At 53.0% G+C, this 18608-nt stretch carries 13 protein-coding genes, 2 tRNA genes and 2 rRNA genes; 13 read left to right on the top strand and 4 right to left on the bottom strand.

Going from position 1 to position 18608, the window contains the following annotated elements; translation table 11 throughout:
• Positions 1-197 precede the first annotated feature (197 nt).
• The 4 genes from IB214_RS23825 (at position 198) to IB214_RS23810 (ending at position 3575) form a co-directional block, all read left to right on the top strand.
• Positions 198-3107 (top strand): 23S ribosomal RNA (locus IB214_RS23825).
• 92 nt (positions 3108-3199) lie between these two features.
• Positions 3200-3315 (top strand): 5S ribosomal RNA (gene rrf, locus IB214_RS23820).
• Between the two features lie 55 nt (positions 3316-3370).
• A tRNA-Asp gene (locus tag IB214_RS23815) sits at positions 3371-3447 on the top strand.
• A gap of 52 nt (positions 3448-3499) precedes the next feature.
• Positions 3500-3575, top strand: a tRNA-Trp gene (locus tag IB214_RS23810).
• Between the two features lie 103 nt (positions 3576-3678).
• On the opposite strand, the gene hdfR is transcribed toward IB214_RS23810, so the two are convergent.
• Positions 3679-4512: an HTH-type transcriptional regulator HdfR gene (hdfR, locus tag IB214_RS23805; protein ID WP_117343779.1), complete on the bottom strand. Its 834-nt coding sequence runs from the start codon at positions 4510-4512 to the stop codon at positions 3679-3681.
• Between the two features lie 118 nt (positions 4513-4630).
• Here hdfR and maoP point away from each other — a divergent pair, with 118 nt between their 5' ends.
• Complete coding sequence (gene maoP / locus IB214_RS23800; RefSeq protein WP_096758961.1) at positions 4631-4969, top strand: macrodomain Ori organization protein MaoP; 339 nt, start codon at positions 4631-4633, stop codon at positions 4967-4969.
• Between the two features lie 25 nt (positions 4970-4994).
• Here maoP and IB214_RS23795 read toward each other — a convergent pair whose 3' ends face one another.
• A complete protein-coding gene (locus IB214_RS23795; RefSeq protein ID WP_117343780.1) occupies positions 4995-6515 on the bottom strand; it encodes a YifB family Mg chelatase-like AAA ATPase in 1521 nt (506 codons plus the stop codon).
• A gap of 353 nt (positions 6516-6868) precedes the next feature.
• Between IB214_RS23795 and ilvL the strand changes: the two genes are divergently transcribed.
• From ilvL to ilvA, 6 genes are all read left to right on the top strand, one after another.
• Positions 6869-6967, top strand: a complete 99-nt coding sequence (ilvL, locus tag IB214_RS23790) for an ilv operon leader peptide (protein WP_001311244.1) — start codon at positions 6869-6871, stop codon at positions 6965-6967.
• Positions 6968-7106: 139 nt separating this feature from the next.
• A complete protein-coding gene (gene ilvG, locus IB214_RS23785) occupies positions 7107-8753 on the top strand; it encodes an acetolactate synthase 2 catalytic subunit (protein ID WP_117343781.1) in 1647 nt (548 codons plus the stop codon).
• Positions 8750-9013: an acetolactate synthase 2 small subunit gene (ilvM, locus tag IB214_RS23780; protein ID WP_096758958.1), complete on the top strand. Its 264-nt coding sequence runs from the start codon at positions 8750-8752 to the stop codon at positions 9011-9013. The genes ilvG and ilvM overlap by 4 nt, the downstream gene beginning before the upstream one ends.
• A 17-nt stretch (positions 9014-9030) precedes the next feature.
• The gene (locus IB214_RS23775) at positions 9031-9960 is read left to right on the top strand and encodes a branched-chain amino acid transaminase (protein WP_096758957.1); all 930 of its coding nucleotides are present in this window, start codon (positions 9031-9033) and stop codon (positions 9958-9960) included.
• 61 nt (positions 9961-10021) lie between these two features.
• Entirely contained in the window at positions 10022-11872 is a 1851-nt protein-coding gene (gene ilvD / locus IB214_RS23770; protein WP_096758956.1) for a dihydroxy-acid dehydratase, read from the top strand.
• A gap of 4 nt (positions 11873-11876) precedes the next feature.
• Positions 11877-13421 carry a threonine ammonia-lyase, biosynthetic gene (ilvA, locus tag IB214_RS23765; protein WP_096758955.1) on the top strand — a complete coding sequence of 515 codons (1545 nt, stop codon included), beginning with the start codon at positions 11877-11879 and terminating at the stop codon, positions 13419-13421.
• A 32-nt stretch (positions 13422-13453) separates the two neighbouring features.
• On the opposite strand, the gene ilvY is transcribed toward ilvA, so the two are convergent.
• Positions 13454-14344: an HTH-type transcriptional activator IlvY gene (ilvY, locus tag IB214_RS23760; RefSeq protein WP_117343782.1), complete on the bottom strand. Its 891-nt coding sequence runs from the start codon at positions 14342-14344 to the stop codon at positions 13454-13456.
• 151 nt (positions 14345-14495) lie between these two features.
• Between ilvY and ilvC the strand changes: the two genes are divergently transcribed.
• Positions 14496-15971, top strand: coding sequence for a ketol-acid reductoisomerase (ilvC, locus tag IB214_RS23755; protein ID WP_096758953.1), 1476 nt, complete (start codon positions 14496-14498; stop codon positions 15969-15971).
• 210 nt (positions 15972-16181) lie between these two features.
• Here ilvC and ppiC read toward each other — a convergent pair whose 3' ends face one another.
• The gene (ppiC, locus tag IB214_RS23750) at positions 16182-16463 is read right to left on the bottom strand and encodes a peptidylprolyl isomerase PpiC (RefSeq protein ID WP_015960967.1); all 282 of its coding nucleotides are present in this window, start codon (positions 16461-16463) and stop codon (positions 16182-16184) included.
• Positions 16464-16547: 84 nt separating this feature from the next.
• Here ppiC and rep point away from each other — a divergent pair, with 84 nt between their 5' ends.
• A complete protein-coding gene (gene rep / locus IB214_RS23745) occupies positions 16548-18569 on the top strand; it encodes a DNA helicase Rep (protein WP_117343783.1) in 2022 nt (673 codons plus the stop codon).
• Positions 18570-18608 lie beyond the last annotated feature (39 nt).

The following is an 18608-nucleotide window of genomic DNA, read 5'->3' as shown; positions in this document are numbered from 1 at the left end:
GGCACAACCCATCGATATCTCAAAACTAACTCAGTGAGTTACGTTTGAGATATTTGCTCTTTAAAAATCTGGATCAAGCTGAAAATTGAAACGACACACTGTGTCTGTTCTCCGTAATAAGAACAGATAAGCGGTGTGTTCGAGTCTCTCAAATTTTCGCAACACGATGTGTTTTACGAAACATCTTCGGGTTGTGAGGTTAAGCGACTAAGCGTACACGGTGGATGCCCTGGCAGTCAGAGGCGATGAAGGACGTGCTAATCTGCGATAAGCGTCGGTAAGGTGATATGAACCGTTATAGCCGGCGATTTCCGAATGGGGAAACCCAGTGTGTTTCGACACACTATCATTACGTGAATACATAGCGTAATGAAGCGAACCGGGGGAACTGAAACATCTAAGTACCCCGAGGAAAAGAAATCAACCGAGATTCCCCCAGTAGCGGCGAGCGAACGGGGAGCAGCCCAGAGTCTGAATCAGCATGTGTGGTAGTGGAACGGTCTGGAAAGTCCGACGGTACAGGGTGATAGTCCCGTACACAAAATCGCATGTGTTGTGAACTCGAAGAGTAGGGCGGGACACGTGGTATCCTGTCTGAATATGGGGGGACCATCCTCCAAGGCTAAATACTCCTGACTGACCGATAGTGAACCAGTACCGTGAGGGAAAGGCGAAAAGAACCCCGGCGAGGGGAGTGAAAAAGAACCTGAAACCGTGTACGTACAAGCAGTGGGAGCCTTGATTTATCAGGGTGACTGCGTACCTTTTGTATAATGGGTCAGCGACTTATATTCTGTAGCAAGGTTAACCGTATAGGGGAGCCGAAGGGAAACCGAGTCTTAACTGGGCGTTAAGTTGCAGGGTATAGACCCGAAACCCGGTGATCTAGCCATGGGCAGGTTGAAGGTTGGGTAACACTAACTGGAGGACCGAACCGACTAATGTTGAAAAATTAGCGGATGACTTGTGGCTGGGGGTGAAAGGCCAATCAAACCGGGAGATAGCTGGTTCTCCCCGAAAGCTATTTAGGTAGCGCCTCGTGAACTCATCTTCGGGGGTAGAGCACTGTTTCGGCTAGGGGGTCATCCCGACTTACCAACCCGATGCAAACTACGAATACCGAAGAATGTTATCACGGGAGACACACGGCGGGTGCTAACGTCCGTCGTGAAGAGGGAAACAACCCAGACCGCCAGCTAAGGTCCCAAAGTCACAGTTAAGTGGGAAACGATGTGGGAAGGCACAGACAGCCAGGATGTTGGCTTAGAAGCAGCCATCATTTAAAGAAAGCGTAATAGCTCACTGGTCGAGTCGGCCTGCGCGGAAGATGTAACGGGGCTAAACTGTGCACCGAAGCTGCGGCAGCGACACTATGTGTTGTTGGGTAGGGGAGCGTTCTGTAAGCCGTTGAAGGTGTCCTGTGAGGGGTGCTGGAGGTATCAGAAGTGCGAATGCTGACATAAGTAACGATAATGCGGGTGAAAAACCCGCACGCCGGAAGACCAAGGGTTCCTGTCCAACGTTAATCGGGGCAGGGTGAGTCGACCCCTAAGGCGAGGCCGAAAGGCGTAGTCGATGGGAAACAGGTTAATATTCCTGTACTTGGTGTTACTGCGAAGGGGGGACGGAGAAGGCTATGTTAGCCGGGCGACGGTTGTCCCGGTTTAAGCATGTAGGCGGGAAGTTTAGGTAAATCCGGACTTCTGTATAACGCTGAGGTGTGATGACGAGGCACTACGGTGCTGAAGTAACAAATGCCCTGCTTCCAGGAAAAGCCTCTAAGCATCAGGTAACACGAAATCGTACCCCAAACCGACACAGGTGGTCAGGTAGAGAATACCAAGGCGCTTGAGAGAACTCGGGTGAAGGAACTAGGCAAAATGGTGCCGTAACTTCGGGAGAAGGCACGCTGATGGTAGGTGAAGCGACTTGCTCGTGGAGCTGAAATCAGTCGAAGATACCAGCTGGCTGCAACTGTTTATTAAAAACACAGCACTGTGCAAACACGAAAGTGGACGTATACGGTGTGACGCCTGCCCGGTGCCGGAAGGTTAATTGATGGGGTTATCCGTAAGGAGAAGCTCTTGATCGAAGCCCCGGTAAACGGCGGCCGTAACTATAACGGTCCTAAGGTAGCGAAATTCCTTGTCGGGTAAGTTCCGACCTGCACGAATGGCGTAATGATGGCCAGGCTGTCTCCACCCGAGACTCAGTGAAATTGAACTCGCTGTGAAGATGCAGTGTACCCGCGGCAAGACGGAAAGACCCCGTGAACCTTTACTATAGCTTGACACTGAACACTGGTCCTTGATGTGTAGGATAGGTGGGAGGCTTTGAAGTGTGGACGCCAGTCTGCATGGAGCCAACCTTGAAATACCACCCTTTAATGGCTGGTGTTCTAACGTAGACCCGTGATCCGGGTTGCGGACAGTGTCTGGTGGGTAGTTTGACTGGGGCGGTCTCCTCCTAAAGAGTAACGGAGGAGCACGAAGGTTAGCTAATCCTGGTCGGACATCAGGAGGTTAGTGCAAAGGCATAAGCTAGCTTGACTGCGAGAGTGACGGCTCGAGCAGGTGCGAAAGCAGGTCTTAGTGATCCGGTGGTTCTGAATGGAAGGGCCATCGCTCAACGGATAAAAGGTACTCCGGGGATAACAGGCTGATACCGCCCAAGAGTTCATATCGACGGCGGTGTTTGGCACCTCGATGTCGGCTCATCACATCCTGGGGCTGAAGTAGGTCCCAAGGGTATGGCTGTTCGCCATTTAAAGTGGTACGCGAGCTGGGTTTAGAACGTCGTGAGACAGTTCGGTCCCTATCTGCCGTGGGCGCTGGAGAATTGAGGGGGGCTGCTCCTAGTACGAGAGGACCGGAGTGGACGCATCACTGGTGTTCGGGTTGTCATGCCAATGGCATTGCCCGGTAGCTAAATGCGGAAGAGATAAGTGCTGAAAGCATCTAAGCACGAAACTTGCCCCGAGATGAGTTCTCCCTGACTCCTTGAGAGTCCTGAAGGAACGTTGAAGACTACGACGTTGATAGGTCGGGTGTGTAAGTGTAGCGATACATTGAGCTAACCGATACTAATGAACCGTGAGGCTTAACCTTACAACGCCAAAGATGTTTTGGCGAAAGAGACATCAATTCAGCTTGATACAGATAAAATCAGAACGCAAAAGCGGTCTGATAAACAGAATTTGCCTGGCGGCTGTAGCGCGGTGGTCCCACCTGACCCCATGCCGAACTCAGAAGTGAAACGCCGTAGCGCCGATGGTAGTGTGGGGTCTCCCCATGCGAGAGTAGGGAACTGCCAGGCATCAAATTGCAGTAAACCGGGATGAAAAATCCGGGTAGTGACAAAGAAATTCGGTGGAGCGGTAGTTCAGTTGGTTAGAATACCTGCCTGTCACGCAGGGGGTCGCGGGTTCGAGTCCCGTCCGTTCCGCCACTTATTAGAAAATTAAGCCTGCTACCTTAGCAGGCTTAATGATAAGAAATATAGGGGCGTAGCTCAGTTGGTAGAGCACCGGTCTCCAAAACCGGGTGTCGCGAGTTCGAGTCTCTCCGCCCCTGCCAGAAACAATCCTTAGCATTTTTGCTAAGGATTTTTTTTATCTGAAAATGACGCTACCTTCATACTGTTTATTTCCTGTTTCCGGCATCCTTGCCAGCGTCCATTTTAATCATCCAGAATATTCGTTTTCAGCAGATCGCAGATAAGCGTATGTTTATCGCTATTTTGTAGCCAGACCGCATACAACGGACGTGAAAGTGTCGTGCTGTCAGAAACTATATGGAGATCGCTTTTTGTTTTCGCCCAACACACGGGAAGCCAACTAAAACCCTTCAGTACAGGAAGTTGCTGTCTTGCTAGCTCAGCAGAACTGGTGGTTAGCACAGGAACTTCGTCGCCGGCAACTAATCCCGCTTCGTGTTGTTGAAAATCAGGTCCCCACTCCAGACGCAGATAATTCAGTTCATCTTTTGTTTGTGATGGAGCGCTGCAATAGAGCGCCAGCGTGAAATACCCCAGTAGTTGACTGCTAAATTCGTCCATTTTTGGGGATTCAGTAGTAATCAGCAGATCAAGCTGTCGTTCATGGAGTTGCTTTACTAGCGACTGGCGCTGCGCGATCCTGGCTTCAAACTGCAGGCTGGTTTGCGGCACCTGCGACTGATATAAACGACCCAGCCAGCTATTGAGCATGCATTCCCAAAGGGAAGCGCTGGCACCGATAGAGAACTCATTATGGCGTGAGGTATTTGCGACCTCCTTACGTGCTGCTTGCCACGTATTCATCAGCGTTTCAGCATATGGCAATAATTTTTCACCCGCAGCGGTTAAACGGATATTGTTTCTGTGTCGGGTGAAGAGGTTCACACCCAGTTGATTTTCCAGTTGTCTGATGCGAAAACTGACCGCCGATTGGGTCAAATAGAGCGCTTCAGCTGCCCGGCCAAAGTGGCGCGTTCGGCTAACTTCCAGGAAAGTCTTTAACAATTCCGTATCCACAACTCACTCCATAAAATTATTTGTCGTTATGATTTAAATCTTTTGTTTGACGCTCTGTCAAGCGTAACTAATACTCCGCGCCATAAATAGCTCGGCCAAAGAATTAGGAGCGTGCAGGATGGCGGAAAGCTTTACGACGACTAATCGATATTTCGACAATAAATATTACCCCCGCGGATTCTCCCGTCATGGTGATTTCACCATTAAAGAGGCACAGCTGCTTGAGCGTCACGGTTATGCCTTTAATGAGCTGGATCTGGGCAAGCGTGAGCCGGTAACTGAAGAAGAGAAGTTGTTTGTGGCGGTATGCCGTGGTGAACGTGAGCCGGTTACCGAAGCGGAACGTGTGTGGTCTAAATACATGACGCGTATTAAGCGTCCAAAACGTTTCCACACGCTGTCTGGCGGCAAACCTCAGGTAGAAGGTGCGGAAGATTACACCGAGTCAGAGGATTAATAAAAAAAGGGCGAAAGCCCTTTTTTTATGCCAGTAGTTTCTGTAAATGGATTAACAACCTGTCTATTGCCCGATAGCCAACGGCTTCCTGTAAATGTTGACGGGTGATCTGGTCACATTGCTCAATATCCGCAATTGTGCGAGCGACCTTTATCAAGCGCAGCCATGCGCGGATGGACAATCCAAGATGTGCTAACGTTTCCTCCAGCCAGCGTGCGTCATCCCTGTGTAAGACGCAGAATTGATGTATATCCTGGCTGCCCAGATGCGCATTTAACTTATTTTGCCGCTGATACTGGCGCTCACGCGCGGCCATAACCCGTTTCTTCACCGTCTCACTGTCTTCTCCCTTTGCTGCTCGCTGACTGAGTATACCGGGCGGTGGAAGGGGTATTTCGAGGGACAAATCGAAGCGGTCGAGAAAAGGGCCAGATAAGCGATTGAGGTAACGTAGCGTTTGCTCTGGGGTACAACGGTTGTGGTTTCCCTGATAGTGCCCTGTTGGGCTTGGATTCATTGCTGCTATCAATTGAAAGCGTGCCGGGTAGGTTATTTTTGCCCGGGTGCGTGATAAATGAATCTGTCCGGATTCAATAGGCTCACGCAGGGCATCCAGCGTACGGCGTTCAAACTCGGGCAATTCATCCAGAAATAATATGCCGTTATGTGCCAGAGAAATCTCACCCGGTGCCGGTATCGATCCTCCTCCTACCATTGCGGTTAAGGACGCGCTGTGATGGGGTGAGCGAAAGGGGCGTTGCTTCCACTGTTTTTGTATGGTGTCGGAATTGACCAGGCTGAGAATTGCCGCGCTTTCCAGAGCTTCATCATTACTTAACGGTGGTAACAATCCGCGAAGGCGACTGGCAAGCATCGTTTTTCCCGTACCCGGCGGGCCGATGAGCAAGAGATTGTGGCCGCCTGTAGCGGTAATCTCCAGCCCTCGCTTGCCCTGTTCCTGGCCGATGACGTCACTGAGGTCATCAGATGAGCCTGAAGGTGGAATCTCTACGCAAACAGGCCTTTCTAATTCATGCTTACCTTCGAGAAATGCGCACACGGCTTGCAGGTGATCGGCAATCAGGCAGCCCTCGCCGTGTATTAGCCCCACTTCTGCAGCGTTCTCTTTTGCGACAATAATTCGCCTACCTGCGCGAATTGCTTCAGTTGCGCTGGATATTGCTCCGGGAACGCCACGTAGAGCACCTGTAAGCGCTAGTTCACCGACTAACTCATAAGTATCGAGATTATGTGTTGTAAGCTGCTCTGACGCAGCCAGAAGCGCAATGGCGATAGGTAAATCATATCTCCCTCCTTCTTTAGGCAGATCTGCCGGGGCAAGGTTGATGGTTATCTTCTTGGCCGGAAATTCATACCCGCTATTAATAATCGCACTGCGAACTCGATCTCGAGCCTCTTTCACGGTGGTTTCGGGTAGTCCAACCATGGTTAAACCGGGCAAGCCATTACTAATATGGACTTCAATAGTAATGGGTGGTGCATTGACGCCTAATGCGGCGCGCGTGTGGACTATCGACAGTGACATAACCCCTCCTGATGCAGGTATTATGTCTTAATAGATGGCGACGATATCTTGCTTGATTGATACTTTTAGATGCTGATTCATGTATTTTTATGCAAGGGTTAATATTTTACGTAACCTCTGGAACAACGCTCACAAGCGCCGCTCAAAGTGCCGCCTGCAGAGGGAAAACATGATCGTGTTTACTGAATAACGTGAAATATTTTCATTTTCTATTTTTTGTATAAAAAACAACGCGATTTATAGAAACCGTTAACCGTGTCAGAAAAATGAATGCAGAAATATCTTGTGCCATAGTGAAACTCTATGGTAACTCTTTAGGTATTCCTTCGAACAAGATGCAAGAAAATACAAAAATGACAGCCCTTCTACGAGTGATTAGCCTGGTCGTGATTAGCGTGGTGGTGATTATTATCCCACCGTGCGGGGCTGCACTTGGACGAGGAAAGGCTTAAGAAACAAGCCTTAACGAACTAAGACCCCCGCACCGAAAGGTTCGGGGGTTTTTTTTGACCTTAAAAACTTAAACGAGGAGCAGAAAGTGAACACTAGCATAAAATTCTGTTTCTCAAGATTTACGGCGGGGATGTAACTATGAATGGGGCACAGTGGGTGGTACATGCGTTGCGTGCACAAGGGGTGAAAACCGTCTTTGGCTATCCCGGTGGCGCAATTATGCCGGTTTACGATGCGTTGTACGACGGCGGCGTAGAACACCTGTTGTGTCGACACGAGCAGGGGGCGGCGATGGCGGCGATTGGCTATGCCCGCTCAACCGGTAAAACCGGTGTCTGTATCGCGACTTCCGGTCCTGGTGCAACCAACCTGATCACCGGCCTGGCAGATGCGCTGTTAGATTCCGTTCCCGTTGTGGCGATCACTGGTCAAGTCTCTTCCCCGTTTATCGGCACCGATGCGTTCCAGGAAGTGGATGTACTCGGCATGTCGCTGTCATGTACCAAACATAGTTTCCTGGTGCAGTCGCTGGAAGAGTTGCCGCGTATCATGGCCGAGGCCTTCGACGTGGCGAACTCTGGTCGTCCGGGTCCGGTTCTGGTTGATATCCCGAAAGACATTCAGTTAGCCAGTGGTACGCTGGAGCCCTATTTCACCACCGTCGAAAACGCAGTTGCTTTCCCACATGCTGAGATTGAACAAGCCCGCAAGATGTTGGCGAAGGCACAGAAACCCGTGCTGTATGTAGGTGGTGGCGTAGGGATGGCGCAGGCAGTTCCAGCGCTGCGTGAGTTTATCGCCGCAACGCATGTGCCGGTGGTTTGTACGTTGAAAGGCCTTGGCGCGGTGGATGCAGATTACCCGTACTATCTGGGTATGCTGGGCATGCATGGCACCAAAGCGGCAAACTTTGCGGTGCAGGAGTGCGATTTGCTGATCGCCGTCGGTGCGCGTTTTGATGACCGGGTGACTGGCAAGCTGAACACTTTCGCCCCCAATGCCAGCGTGATCCACATGGATATCGATCCGGCCGAGATGAACAAACTGCGCCTGGCACACGTTGCGCTGCAAGGCGATTTAAATACGCTGTTACCTGCATTGCAACAACCGCTGGCCATCAACGAATGGTGCCAGTATGCCGCCGACATGCGTGCAGAACATGCCTGGCGCTATGATCATCCGGGGGAGGCTATTTACGCTCCGCTGTTGTTAAAACAGCTGTCCGAAAGGAAACATAAGGATAGCGTGGTGACGACGGATGTTGGTCAGCATCAGATGTGGTCAGCACAACACATGACCTACACTCGCCCGGAGAACTTCATCACCTCCAGCGGCCTGGGGACGATGGGCTTTGGCTTACCTGCAGCAGTGGGGGCGCAGGTGGCCCGTCCGAATGATACGGTCATCTGTATCTCCGGTGATGGCTCCTTCATGATGAATGTGCAGGAGCTGGGCACCGTAAAACGCAAGCAGTTGCCGCTGAAAATCGTCTTACTCGACAACCAGCGGTTAGGCATGGTGCGACAATGGCAGCAGCTGTTTTTCCAGGAACGCTATAGCGAAACTACCCTGACCGATAATCCCGATTTCCTTATGTTGGCCGGCGCCTTCGGCATCCCTGGCCAACACATCACCCGTAAAGACCAGGTTGAAGCGGCTCTCGACACCATGCTGAACAGTAATGGGCCATACCTGCTTCATGTCTCAATCGACGAACTTGAGAATGTCTGGCCTCTGGTACCTCCTGGTGCCAGTAACTCAGAAATGCTGGAGAAATCATCATGATGCAACATCAGGTCGCCGTTGAGGCTCGTTTCAATCCGGAAACGTTAGAACGTGTTTTGCGCGTGGTACGCCATCGTGGTTTTCAGGTGTGCTCCATGAATATGAATGCTGCCAGCGATGCGCAGAATATAAATATTGAATTGACCGTTGCCAGCCCACGGTCGGTCGACTTACTGTTTAGTCAGTTAAGTAAACTGGTCGATGTTGCACATGTTGCTATCTGCCAGAGCACAACCACATCACAACAAATTCGCGCCTGAGCGCAAAAGGAAGAGAAATGACGACGAAAAAAGCTGATTTCATTTGGTCCAATGGCGAGATGATTCGTTGGGAAGACGCGAAGGTTCACGTGATGTCCCATGCGCTGCACTACGGTACATCAGTATTTGAAGGTATCCGTTGCTATGATTCTCACAAAGGGCCGGTGGTGTTCCGTCATCGCGAGCACATGCAGCGTCTGCGTGATTCAGCCAAAATTTATCGTTTTCCGGTTTCTCAGAGCGTTGATGAGTTGATGGAAGCTTGCCGTGCGGTGATCCGTAAAAATAACCTGACCAGTGCGTACATCCGCCCGCTGGTGTTTGTTGGCGATGTCGGCATGGGCGTTAACCCACCGGCGGGATACACCACGGATGTGATCATTGCTGCGTTCCCGTGGGGGGCTTACCTGGGTGCTGATGCCCTGGATCAGGGGATCGACGCGATGGTTTCTTCCTGGAACCGTGTCGCACCCAACACCATTCCTACCGCCGCCAAGGCGGGTGGTAACTACCTGTCTTCACTGCTGGTGGGTAGCGAAGCGCGTCGTCATGGTTATCAGGAAGGTATTGCGCTAGATGTGAACGGCTACATCTCCGAAGGCGCGGGTGAAAACCTGTTTGAAGTTAAAGACGGCATTCTGTTTACTCCACCGTTTACCTCTTCCGCGCTGCCGGGCATCACACGTGATGCGATTATCAAACTGGCGAAAGACCTCGATATCGAAGTGCGTGAACAGGTGCTGTCTCGTGAGTCGTTGTATCTGGCCGATGAAGTGTTCATGTCCGGTACGGCGGCAGAAATTACCCCGGTGCGCAGCGTTGACGGTATCCAGGTGGGTGAAGGCCGTTGTGGCCCGGTCACCAAGCGCATTCAGCAGGCCTTCTTTGGCCTCTTCACCGGTGAAACGGAAGATAAATACGGCTGGTTGGATCAGGTTAATCACTAAGTATAAATTTGGGACGGCACGCACCGTCCCATTTAAATAGTCAGACGGGAGTAAATAAAGCATGCCTAAGTATCGTTCCGCCACAACAACACATGGCCGCAATATGGCGGGAGCCCGCGCGCTGTGGCGCGCCACCGGGATGACTGACGATGACTTCGGTAAGCCGATTATCGCCGTCGTAAACTCGTTTACCCAGTTCGTGCCGGGCCACGTGCATCTGCGCGATCTCGGTAAGCTGGTTGCCGAACAGATCGAAGCCTCCGGCGGCGTAGCCAAAGAGTTTAATACTATCGCCGTGGATGACGGTATCGCCATGGGCCACGGGGGCATGCTGTATTCCCTGCCGTCACGTGAGCTGATCGCCGATTCGGTGGAGTACATGGTGAACGCCCACTGCGCCGATGCGATGGTCTGTATCTCTAACTGCGACAAAATCACCCCGGGGATGTTAATGGCTTCCCTGCGCCTTAACATCCCGGTGATCTTTGTGTCCGGCGGCCCGATGGAAGCCGGTAAAACCAAACTCTCAGATCAGATAATCAAACTCGATCTGGTGGATGCGATGATTCAGGGTGCGGACCCGAAAGTCTCTGATTCGCAAAGCGATCAGATTGAGCGCTCCGCCTGTCCGACCTGTGGTTCCTGTTCGGGGATGTTCACCGCTAACTCGATGAACTGCCTGACTGAAGCGCTGGGCCTGTCGCAGCCGGGTAACGGTTCGCTGCTGGCCACCCACGCCGATCGTAAACAGCTGTTCCTTAATGCGGGTTCACGTATCGTTGAGCTGACCAAACGCTATTACGAACAGAATGATGATTCTGCGCTGCCGCGCAATATTGCCAACAAGGCGGCGTTTGAAAATGCCATGACACTGGATATCGCCATGGGGGGATCCACGAACACCGTTCTGCACCTGCTGGCGGCTGCACAGGAAGCTGAAATCGACTTCACCATGAGTGATATCGACAAGCTGTCCCGCAAAGTGCCGCAGCTGTGTAAAGTCGCGCCGAGCACCCAGAAATACCATATGGAAGATGTTCACCGCGCGGGCGGTGTGCTGGGGATTTTAGGCGAGTTGGATCGTGCCGAGTTATTGAATCGCGATGTGAAAAACGTGCTGGGGTTGACCCTGCCGCAAACCCTGGATCGCTATGATGTCATGCTGACCCAGGATGAGGCGGTGAAAAACATGTTCCGCGCCGGCCCGGCGGGCGTTCGTACCACCCAGGCGTTCTCGCAGGATTGTCGCTGGGACACGCTGGATGACGATCGCGCTGAAGGCTGTATCCGCTCGCTGGAACACGCTTACAGCAAAGACGGCGGTCTGGCGGTGCTGTACGGTAACTTTGCGGAAAACGGCTGTATCGTGAAAACCGCAGGCGTGGATGACAGTATCCTGAAATTCACCGGCCCGGCGAAAGTCTACGAAAGTCAGGATGATGCCGTTGAAGCTATCCTCGGTGGCAAAGTGGTTGCTGGTGATGTGGTGGTGATTCGCTACGAAGGACCGAAAGGCGGACCAGGGATGCAGGAAATGCTCTACCCAACTACCTTCCTGAAATCCATGGGGCTGGGTAAAGCCTGTGCCTTGATCACCGACGGTCGTTTCTCCGGCGGGACGTCAGGTCTGTCTATCGGTCACGTTTCTCCGGAAGCGGCGAGCGGCGGTAACATCGCGATTATTGAGGATGGCGACAGAATTGCGATTGATATCCCGAATCGTGGCATTCAGCTGTTGTTGAGCGATGCGGAGATCGCGGCCCGTCGTGAAGCGCAGGATGCTCGCGGTGACAAAGCCTGGACGCCAAAAGATCGCCAGCGTCAGGTCTCCTTCGCGCTGCGTGCCTATGCCAGCCTGGCAACCAGCGCTGACAAAGGCGCGGTGCGCGATAAATCGAAGCTGGGGGGCTAATACCATGGCTGATTCACAACCCCTGTCCGGCTCTCCTGAGGGGGCAGAATATCTCAGGGCGGTGCTGCGTGCGCCGGTCTATGAAGCGGTGCAGGTTACGCCGCTGCAAAAAATGGAAAAACTCTCTTCGCGCCTCGATAACGTGGTCCTGGTGAAGCGCGAAGACCGACAGCCGGTACACAGTTTCAAGCTGCGCGGGGCCTACGCGATGATGGCGGGCCTGACTGAAGCGCAAAAAGCGCAGGGCGTGATCACCGCGTCGGCAGGAAACCATGCTCAGGGCGTGGCCTTCTCCTCTGCGCGCCTTGGGGTGAAGGCGCTGATCGTCATGCCAACGGCTACCGCGGATATCAAAGTCGATGCCGTTCGCAGTTTCGGTGGCGAAGTGCTGCTGCACGGTGCCAATTTTGATGAAGCGAAAGCCAAAGCGATTGAATTGGCACAGCAACAAGGTTTCACCTGGGTTCCGCCATTCGATCACCCGATGGTGATTGCCGGGCAGGGCACACTGGCGCTTGAGCTGCTGCAGCAGGATGCGCATCTCGATCGGATATTTGTTCCGGTTGGCGGCGGCGGTCTGGCGGCGGGTGTGGCGGTGCTGATTAAACAGCTGATGCCACAAATCAAAGTTATTGCCGTGGAAGCCGAAGACTCAGCCTGCCTGAAGGCGGCACTGGATGCGGGCCACCCGGTCGATCTGCCGCGCGTAGGCCTGTTTGCTGAAGGCGTGGCGGTGAAACGCATCGGTGATGAAACCTTCCGCCTGTGTCAGGAATACCTCGACGACATTATCACCGTTGATAGCGATGCAATCTGCGCGGCGATGAAAGACTTGTTCGAAGACGTGCGTGCGGTGGCGGAGCCGTCTGGTGCACTGGCGCTGGCGGGGATGAAAAAATACATCGCCCAGCACAATATTCGTGGTGAACGTCTGGCGCACGTGCTGTCCGGTGCCAACGTCAATTTCCACGGCCTGCGCTATGTGTCTGAACGCTGCGAGCTGGGTGAACAACGTGAAGCGCTGCTGGCGGTGACAATCCCGGAAGAAAAGGGGAGTTTCCTGAAATTCTGCCAGCTGTTGGGTGGACGTTCGGTGACCGAATTTAACTACCGGTTTGCCGATGCGAAAGATGCCTGCATTTTTGTCGGCGTACGCCTGAGCCGCGGTCTGGAAGAGCGCAAAGAAATCCTCCAGTTGCTTAGCGACGGCGGTTACAGCGTGGTGGATCTGTCCGATGATGAAATGGCCAAGCTACACGTGCGCTATATGGTCGGTGGACGCCCCTCGAAACCGCTACAGGAACGTCTTTACAGCTTTGAGTTCCCCGAGTCGCCAGGGGCGCTGCTGAAATTCCTGCATACCTTAGGGACCCACTGGAATATCTCGTTGTTCCATTATCGCAGTCACGGCACCGACTATGGTCGCGTGCTGGCGGCGTTTGAATTGGGCGATCATGAGCCGGATTTTGAAACGCGGATCAACGAACTGGGCTACGACTGCCATGATGAGAGTCATAACCCGGCGTTCAGGTTCTTTCTGGCAGGGTAGGCCGGATAAGGCGCTTGTGCCGCCATCCGGCATTAGTGGCCAGGCAGCAAGCTCCAGAATGCCTCAATCAGCGGCTCATGCAGCCGCTTTTTTTGTACGCAAACGCCCAGCTCAAACGGCGTTTTCTCGTCGCTACGTTCTAAAATCATCACGCGGTTACGCACCGGCTCTGGACTGTTTTCCAGCACCACTTCCGGCAGCAGCGCCACGCCGCAGCCCAGCGCCACCATCGAGACCATCGCCTCGTGACCGCCGACCGTGGCATAGATTGATGGATTACTGATTTTATGACGGCGGAACCACAGCTCAATGCGGCGGCGTACCGGGCCCTGGTCGGCCATGATAAACGGCACAGTGGACCAATCGGGATCATCGATGGACACCTGATTGCGTACCGGGCACGGCAATGCCGGAGCAATTAACACCACCGCCAGATTTTCCAGCATAGAGAATGCCACCGCACCAGGCAGGGTTTCCGGTTTCCCGGCTATTGCCAGATCCGCTTCTCCGGTGACCACTTTTTCCATCGCATCGGCGGCATCGCCGGTGGTGAGCTTAATCTCGACCGAAGGGTGTTCTGCGCGAAAGCGATCAAGGAATGGCGGCAGATGGCTGTAGGCGGCGGTGACCGAACAGAAGATATGCAGCTCGCCCGACAGCGAGGGTCCCTGCTGATCGAGGGTGTGGCGCAGTTGCTGATACTGCAATAACGTCTGCTGGGCAAAAATGCGCAGCTCTTCGCCCGCTTCGGTCAGCGTGACCGTGCGGTTATCCCGCACGAACAGCGCCTGGCCAAGATCCTCTTCGAGTCGCTGAATCTGCCGGGAAAGCGTGGAGGGGCTGACGTGCATCGCCCGCGCGCTGCGGCCAAAGTGGCGGCTTTCCGCCAGGTGCAGGAAGGTTTTTAGATCGCGTAAATCCACGGCTCGCACTCCACGGTTTTACATTGCATAAATTGCAACGTGACGTTGTGAATATATCAATTTCCGCAATAAATTTCCTGTCATATAGTGGGTTCATTCTCGCAAAAGCGAACCGAACAATAAGACACACAACATCACGGAGTACACCATCATGGCTAACTACTTTAATACACTGAACCTGCGCCAGCAGCTGGCACAGCTGGGTAAATGTCGCTTTATGGGCCGCGACGAATTCGCCGATGGCGCGAGCTACCTTCAGGGTAAAAAAGTGGTCATCATCGGCTGTGGCGCTCAGGGTCTGAACCAAGGCCTGAACATGCGTGACTCCGGTCTGGATATCGCCTACGCACTGCGTAAAGAGGCGATTGCTGAGAAGCGCGCTTCATGGCGTAAAGCGACCGAAAACGGCTTTAAAGTCGGTACCTACGAAGAGCTGGTTCCGCAGGCTGACCTGGTGGTTAACCTGACGCCAGACAAACAGCACTCCGACGTGGTGCGTTCCGTACAGCCGCTGATGAAAGACGGCGCGGCGCTGGGCTATTCCCACGGTTTCAACATCGTGGAAGTGGGCGAACAGATCCGTAAAGACATTACCGTCGTGATGGTTGCGCCGAAGTGCCCGGGTACCGAAGTTCGTGAAGAGTACAAACGCGGTTTCGGTGTACCGACGCTTATCGCGGTTCACCCGGAAAACGATCCGAAAGGCGAAGGCATGGCAATTGCTAAAGCCTGGGCAGCCGCAACCGGCGGTCACCGTGCGGGTGTGCTGGAATCCTCTTTCGTCGCGGAAGTGAAATCTGACCTGATGGGCGAGCAGACTATCCTGTGCGGTATGCTGCAGGCCGGTTCTCTGCTGTGCTTCGACAAGCTGGTGGAAGAAGGAACTGATCCGGCATACGCGGAAAAACTGATTCAGTTCGGCTGGGAAACCATCACCGAAGCGCTGAAGCAGGGCGGCATCACCCTGATGATGGACCGTCTGTCTAACCCAGCTAAGCTGCGTGCTTATGCGCTGTCCGAACAGCTGAAAGAAATCATGGCGCCGCTGTTCCAGAAACATATGGACGACATCATCTCCGGCGAATTCTCTTCCGGCATGATGGCTGACTGGGCTAACGACGATAAGAAACTGCTGACCTGGCGTGAAGAGACCGGTAAAACCGCGTTCGAAACCGCCGCTCAGTTTGACGGTAAAATCGGTGAGCAGGAGTACTTCGATAAAGGCGTTCTGATGATCGCGATGGTGAAAGCGGGCGTTGAGCTGGCATTCGAAACCATGGTGGATTCCGGCATCATCGAAGAGTCGGCTTACTACGAATCACTGCATGAGCTGCCGCTGATTGCCAACACTATCGCCCGTAAGCGTCTGTATGAAATGAACGTGGTGATCTCCGATACCGCTGAGTACGGTAACTACCTGTTCTCTTACGCTTGCGTACCGCTGCTGAAAGAGTTCATGACCACGCTGCAAACTGGTGACCTGGGCAAAGCCATTGCTGAAGGTGCGGTAGATAACGCTCAGCTGCGTGACGTCAATGACGCTATTCGTAGCCATGCGATTGAAGAAGTTGGTCAGAAACTGCGCGGCTACATGACTGACATGAAGCGTATCGCCGTCGCAGGCTAATTCCCCGTCGTCTTTCAACTTGCTGATGCGTTGGCTACGTTCGTACACTCCAGTCACATAGTTATCTATGTGACTGGAGATGAACTTCCTTGCCGCCTTCCGCTAAGACGAAATGCATAGAAGAATGTCATATTTATAGAATTTAGTAGGCCTGATAAGCGAAGCGCTATCAGGCAAAAAAGCCCGGAGGTTTATACTCCGGGCTTTCTATTAGTTACGGTACAGCACTTTAATGATGTGGTAACCGAACTGGGTGTGCAGCGGGCCTGTTGGCTCCAGCACCGGGCAGGAGAAGACCACTTTATCAAACGCCGGAACCATCTGGCCCTGACGGAATTCACCCAGGTGACCGCCTTTCTTACCTGACGGGCAGGTGGAGTGTTTCTTCGCCAGCTTCTCGAAGTCGGCACCATTTTTAATTTGCTCCAGAAGATCCAGTGCCAGTTTCTCTTCTTTAACAAGGATATGCAGTGCTGCTGCTGTTTTTGCCATGATCGTGCCTTGAGTGGGGTGGTTGAGGCTGGCTATACTACCATGCTCTAAATCTCCCCTCCCGACTTTCATTGAGTGATCTTTATGCGTTTAAACCCCGGACAACAACAAGCCGTCGAATTCGTCACCGGACCCTGCCTGGTGCTGGCGGGTGCTGGCTCCGGCAAAACCCGCGTGATCACCAACAAAATTGCGCACCTAATCCGCGTTTGCGGCTATCAGGCACGGCATATTGCGGCGGTGACCTTTACCAACAAGGCCGCGCGTGAGATGAAAGAGCGTGTGGCGCAGACGTTGGGCCGTAAAGAGGCGCGCGGGCTGATGATCTCCACCTTCCACACCCTGGGGCTGGACATTATCAAGCGTGAATACGCAGCGCTGGGCATGAAGTCGAACTTTTCATTGTTCGATGACACCGACCAGGTGGCGTTGCTGAAGGAGTTGACCGAAGGGCTCATCGAAGACGATAAGTTGATCCTCCAACAGCTGATCTCGACGATCTCCAACTGGAAAAACGATCTGATGACGCCTTCACAGGCGGCAGCCAGCGCCAAAGGCGAGCGCGATCGTATTTTTGCCCACTGCTACGGTTTGTACGACGCGCACATGAAAGCGTGTAACGTCCTCGATTTTGACGATCTGATTTTGCTGCCTACGCTGCTGCTTCAGCGCAATGAAGAGGTCCGTGAACGCTGGCAGAACAAGATTCGTTATCTGCTGGTGGATGAATATCAAGATACCAACACCAGCCAGTACGAGCTGGTAAAACTGCTGGTGGGTAGCCGTGCGCGCTTTACCGTGGTGGGCGATGACGACCAGTCTATCTATTCCTGGCGCGGTGCACGTCCGCAAAACCTGGTGCTGCTGAGCAAAGATTTCCCGGCATTGCAGGTGGTTAAGCTGGAACAGAACTACCGTTCTTCCGGACGTATCCTGAAAGCGGCAAACATCCTCATTGCCAACAACCCACATGTTTTTGAAAAACGACTCTTTTCTGAGCTGGGTTACGGTGTCGAACTTAAGGTATTAAGCGCCAATAACGAAGAACATGAAGCAGAGCGCGTGACCGGCGAACTGATTGCCCACCACTTTGTTAACAAGACGCAGTATAAAGATTACGCGATTCTGTACCGCGGTAATCATCAGTCGCGGGTGTTCGAAAAATTCCTGATGCAGAACCGCATCCCGTACAAAATTTCTGGCGGCACGTCGTTTTTCTCCCGTCCGGAGATTAAAGATCTGCTGGCCTATCTGCGGGTACTGAGTAACCCGGATGATGACAGCGCATTTCTGCGTATTGTGAATACGCCAAAACGTGAAATTGGTCCAGCGACGCTGCAAAAACTGGGCGAGTGGGCGATGACGCGTAATAAAAGCCTGTTTACCGCCAGCTTTGATATGGGGCTTAGCCAGACGCTAACCGGGCGCGGCTATGAGTCGCTGACCCGCTTTACACAGTGGTTGGGTGAAATTCAGCGCCTGGCCGAGCGTGACCCGATTGCGGCTGTGCGCGATCTGATCCACGGCATTGACTACGAATCGTGGCTCTATGAAACCTCACCCAGCCCGAAAGCTGCCGAAATGCGTATGAAAAATGTCAATACACTCTTCAGTTGGATGACGGAAATGCTGGAAGGTAGTGATATTGATGAACCTATGACGCTGACCCAGGTTGTTACCCGCTTTACTCTGCGCGACATGATGGAACGTGGCGAGAGTGAAGAAGAGTTGGATCAGGTACAACTCATGACGTTACATGCCTCCAAAGGGCTGGAGTTCCCGTACGTGTTTATGGTGGGCATGGAAGAAGGCTTTTTGCCACATCAGAGCAGCATTGATGAAGATAACATCGATGAAGAACGTCGTCTGGCCTATGTTGGCATCACTCGCGCGCAGAAAGAACTGATTTTTACACTGTGTAAAGAGCGTCGTCAGTACGGTGAACTGGTGCGCCCGGAGCCGAGTCGTTTTCTGCTGGAATTACCGCAGGACGATATTATCTGGGAGCAGGAGCGAAAAGTGGTCAGCGCTGAGGAGCGGATGCAGAAGGGGCAAGCCAGCATCGCGAATATTCGGGCAATGATGGCGAAAGCAAAAGAGAAGTAGGTTTTTGTAGGCCGGATAAGCGTAGGCTATCCGGCAATA

Origin of the sequence: Citrobacter sp. C1 (assembly GCF_014596895.2) — a bacterium.
GTDB classification, from domain to species: Bacteria; Pseudomonadota; Gammaproteobacteria; order Enterobacterales; family Enterobacteriaceae; genus Citrobacter; species Citrobacter gillenii.
Note: the sequence above shows the minus strand (reverse complement) of the source record. Positions and strands in the feature narration are given on the sequence as shown.

Bases quoted from the DNA above. Each gene is read 5' to 3' on its own strand.
- IB214_RS23775 (WP_096758957.1), top strand. From the start codon at position 9,031: ATGACGACGAAAAAAGCTGATTTCATTTGGTCCAATGGCGAGATGATT.
- ilvC (WP_096758953.1), top strand. From the start codon at position 14,496: ATGGCTAACTACTTTAATACACTGAACCTGCGCCAGCAGCTGGCACAG.
- rep (WP_117343783.1), top strand. From the start codon at position 16,548: ATGCGTTTAAACCCCGGACAACAACAAGCCGTCGAATTCGTCACCGGA.
- ilvA (WP_096758955.1), top strand. From the start codon at position 11,877: ATGGCTGATTCACAACCCCTGTCCGGCTCTCCTGAGGGGGCAGAATAT.
- ilvD (WP_096758956.1), top strand. From the start codon at position 10,022: ATGCCTAAGTATCGTTCCGCCACAACAACACATGGCCGCAATATGGCG.
- ilvL (WP_001311244.1), top strand. From the start codon at position 6,869: ATGACAGCCCTTCTACGAGTGATTAGCCTGGTCGTGATTAGCGTGGTG.
- IB214_RS23795 (WP_117343780.1), bottom strand. From the start codon at position 6,515: ATGTCACTGTCGATAGTCCACACGCGCGCCGCATTAGGCGTCAATGCA.
- ilvM (WP_096758958.1), top strand. From the start codon at position 8,750: ATGATGCAACATCAGGTCGCCGTTGAGGCTCGTTTCAATCCGGAAACG.
- maoP (WP_096758961.1), top strand. From the start codon at position 4,631: ATGGCGGAAAGCTTTACGACGACTAATCGATATTTCGACAATAAATAT.
- ppiC (WP_015960967.1), bottom strand. From the start codon at position 16,463: ATGGCAAAAACAGCAGCAGCACTGCATATCCTTGTTAAAGAAGAGAAA.
- ilvG (WP_117343781.1), top strand. From the start codon at position 7,107: ATGAATGGGGCACAGTGGGTGGTACATGCGTTGCGTGCACAAGGGGTG.